This is a genomic window from Sporichthyaceae bacterium (genome assembly GCA_036493475.1).
GTDB lineage: Bacteria > Actinomycetota > Actinomycetes > Sporichthyales > Sporichthyaceae > DASQPJ01.
On sequence record DASXPS010000053.1, the window covers coordinates 1 to 3,200 of the forward strand.

Below are 3,200 nucleotides of genomic sequence, written 5' to 3' on the forward strand. Positions count from 1 at the left end.
CCGTCTCTACCGGCTGGCTCGACTCGCTGGGGCGGTAACACCAGCCACCGGGATTATGCGGACGAAAACACCACCGACAGGCCCCCACCAAGGCAAAACGACCCGGCAGGGCGCATAACCCCGCCGTCCACCTAATGCCGAAGATCGTGCGGGCGCGGACGACACGACGCCGACCGGGGCGCCAACCCGGCGCGCCTGACCAGCGTGAGGAACGTGGCGTTGATGTCAACGTTGATCAGCCGGGTGCCTGGGGTGGAAACGAGCAACGCTGGGGTGCCCGGGCGTGGATGCTCCGCTCGGCGGCGTCGCTGGTAGGCGGCCAGCGCCGTAACCGAGCTCGGGTGCAGCGGGACTTGGCGGGGTTTGTCGAACTTGCCGGTGACGGTGAGCACGCCGTGTTCGACGTCGAAGTCGTTGTCGTCGAGCCCGATCGCCTCACCGACGCGCAGCCCGGTGACCGCCAGCAGGCAGATCAGCGTCCGGTAGGTCGCTCGTTGCAGCGGGTAGCGCAACGTGTCCGTGGCGGCGAGCAGCGCGGCGAGCTCGTTCTCGGAGTACAGATAGGGCACCGCCCGGTGCGGCCCGGACGGGAACAGGTCCGCGGGAGGCACCGGCACCGCCGGGTCGAGGGTGTGCAGGTAGCCGAGGAAACCCCGCACCACCGACATCCGAAACGCCAGCCAGCCGCGCCCGCCGCCGGGCAGACCCACCCAGGCCACCACGTGATCGACGGTGATCGGGTCCGAGCGCTGCTCGTGGAGGTAGCCGATGAACTGGGCCAGGAGCTTGGCGTCGCGTTCGAGCGTGAAGCCCAGGCCGCGGCGGATCCTCAGGTACTCCTCGAGCCGGCGGCCGAGATCAATCGTGCCGAGATCGGTCATGCCGCACCGCCTGGCCAGGGCCGGGCCAGCGTGCGCAACGTGTCGCGGTCGACCTTGGCGTAGGTTGCGGTGGTCAGCGCGCGGTGGTGCCGCAGCACCTGCCCGACCTGGGCCAGCGGGGCCCCGGCTCGCAGCATTCCTGTCGCGGCGGTATGTCGCAGCCGGTGCGCGGTCAGCGGGCCCAGCCCGGCCCGGCCTCCGGCGGCGATCACCGCCTGGGTGACCCCGCCCGAGGTCAGGCCGCGGTGCGGGGCCTTGACCCGGACGAACACGCACCGGTCGATCGCGTCGTCGGGGCGGGCGTGGCGCAGGTAGTTCGCGACCGCCGCCCCGACGTCGGTGGGCAGCGGGAGCCGCTCGCTGCGCGGGCCTTTACCGACAACGGTGATCTCCCCGCGCCGCCAGTCGATGTCGCCCAGGCCCAGCCCCGCGACCTCCCCGGCGCGCAGCCCGAGGCGCACCATCATGGTCATCATCGCGAAGTCGCGGCGCCCGGCCACGTCGCCGCGATCACACGACGCCAGCAGCGACTCCACCTGTGCGGGCTCCAGGAAACGCGGCAGACCCGCCCGCCGGTTGGACACCTTCGGGACCGCCCCGGCCAGCGGAACCGACAGCAGGCCCTGCACATGGCAGAACCTGAGCAGCGACCGCAGCACCGACACCATCTGCTGTGCAGTCTTCGGCGTCCGTTCACCGCTGACGGCGAGCACGAAGCCCACCACTTCCGCGGGCGACAGACCCGCCAGGTCGACACCGTCGGCTGTGGCCCGGCTGACCACGAACGGCCGGGCGAGACCGACATAGCCGCGGGCGGTCGGCTCTCCCAACCCCCGCTCACCGACCAGATAGCGGCGGTACCGCTCCAGCAGCACCTCCACCGGCCCCTCAGGCACCGGAACCACCGGCAACGGCGACACACCCAGCCCGCGCAGGTAGCCCAGCAGCGACGACAACGACGTCGGCGACCGGTAGGCCGTATAGCCAGCGGCACGGCGGGCCACCAGGAACTGGGCCACCACCGCAGACGTCAGCATCGAGGCGTCCATGCCTTCACCGGCCAGCCAGCGGCTCAGGTGCGCGGCCAGCTGAAGCTGCAGGCGTGCGGAGAAGACTGTGTAGCCCAGCCGGGTCAACTCCGCGGCGAACCCCGCCGCATACACCTCCAGCGGGCCGACCACACGAACCCGTTGCACATCATCCATGACCGCTCCTCTCTCCGAGAACCAGGAGAGAACAGCCTCATGCCACCAGGACTATCCCGACCAGACCAGCCCGCGCACCCCCACCCACCAGCACCGACCGGGCCGAGGTCGGGATAATCCGCAAGTCGGGGTAATGCGCCTTATCCCGACATCGGGATAAGGCGCACATCCGGCGCTACTTCATCCGCGCCGGGGACGCCCACCCCGAGCTGGCGGCCTGGACCGCCGCCTGGCTGGAGCGGATCGCCGCGCTCTACCTCGCGCGCACCGCGCTGGGCGCCGCCGCGCCCGCCGGCCCCGAGCACACCACGGCGGCCGCGCGGTTCCGCGCCGCGCTGAACACCATCGACACCGAACGCGCCGCCCAAACCGCCACCACCCACCTGATGCACCCGGCCGCGGCGAAGGTGCTGGCCACCCTGAACCGGGAATGGGACGGGCTGGCCCGCCACCGCGAGTACCCCGAACTTCCGCTGGACAACAACACCTCCGAACGGGCCCTGCGCGGCCCGGTCATCGGCCGCAAGAACTACTACGGCTCCGGGTCGGTGGTCTCCGCCGAGCTCGCCAGCCGAGTCTGGACCATCACCGCCACCGCCGAACGCGCCGGGCTCAACCCGCTGGCCTACCTCAACGCCTACCTCAACCAGTGCGCCCAAGCCGGCGGCAAACCGCCCACCGGCGCCGCCCTGCACCGGTTCCTGCCCTGGGCCCTCAACCCCGACGACCGCGCCGCCTGGGCCCGCCACCCCGACCGACTCCACCCAGACACCACCGGCGCCGACCCCCGCGCCGGACCCCCGGTCGCGACCTCGCGCGTAGCCTGACCTCCCGCCGTCGACCCGCGCCGACGGGCGCATCACGCCGCCCGCCGACCGACGGGAACTCCGAATACTTACCAATGACCAGGTTGCAGACCTGTTGGAGGGAGTGGCCAGGTTAGAGGTGCGTCGACGCGCGAAAAAGGTCGGTAGACAAAGAGGGTTATTCACGCTGCTCGGTAGAAATGTAGTCCGATTACGGCGCTGATCGTGTCGGCGAAGGTGGATAGCGGTCGACGGTAGTCGGTGTGCAGGATCCTCCAGGTTTTAAGGTTTGCTATCGTCTGTTCGAT

The 3,200-nt window shown here is 70.6% G+C and carries 3 protein-coding genes; 1 reads left to right on the plus strand and 2 read right to left on the minus strand.

The window, feature by feature from the left end; all coding sequences use genetic code 11:
• Positions 1-131: 131 nt before the first annotated feature.
• Both VGJ14_06000 and VGJ14_06005 read right to left on the minus strand, forming a co-directional pair.
• Positions 132-881, minus strand: coding sequence for a tyrosine-type recombinase/integrase (locus VGJ14_06000; GenBank protein ID HEY2831959.1), 750 nt, complete (start codon positions 879-881; stop codon positions 132-134).
• Positions 878-2,086: a tyrosine-type recombinase/integrase gene (locus VGJ14_06005; GenBank protein ID HEY2831960.1), complete on the minus strand. Its 1,209-nt coding sequence runs from the start codon at positions 2,084-2,086 to the stop codon at positions 878-880. The genes VGJ14_06000 and VGJ14_06005 overlap by 4 nt, the downstream gene beginning before the upstream one ends.
• 167 nt (positions 2,087-2,253) lie before the next feature.
• Between VGJ14_06005 and VGJ14_06010 the strand changes: the two genes are divergently transcribed.
• Complete coding sequence (locus tag VGJ14_06010; GenBank protein ID HEY2831961.1) at positions 2,254-2,913, plus strand: transposase; 660 nt, start codon at positions 2,254-2,256, stop codon at positions 2,911-2,913.
• Positions 2,914-3,200 lie beyond the last annotated feature (287 nt).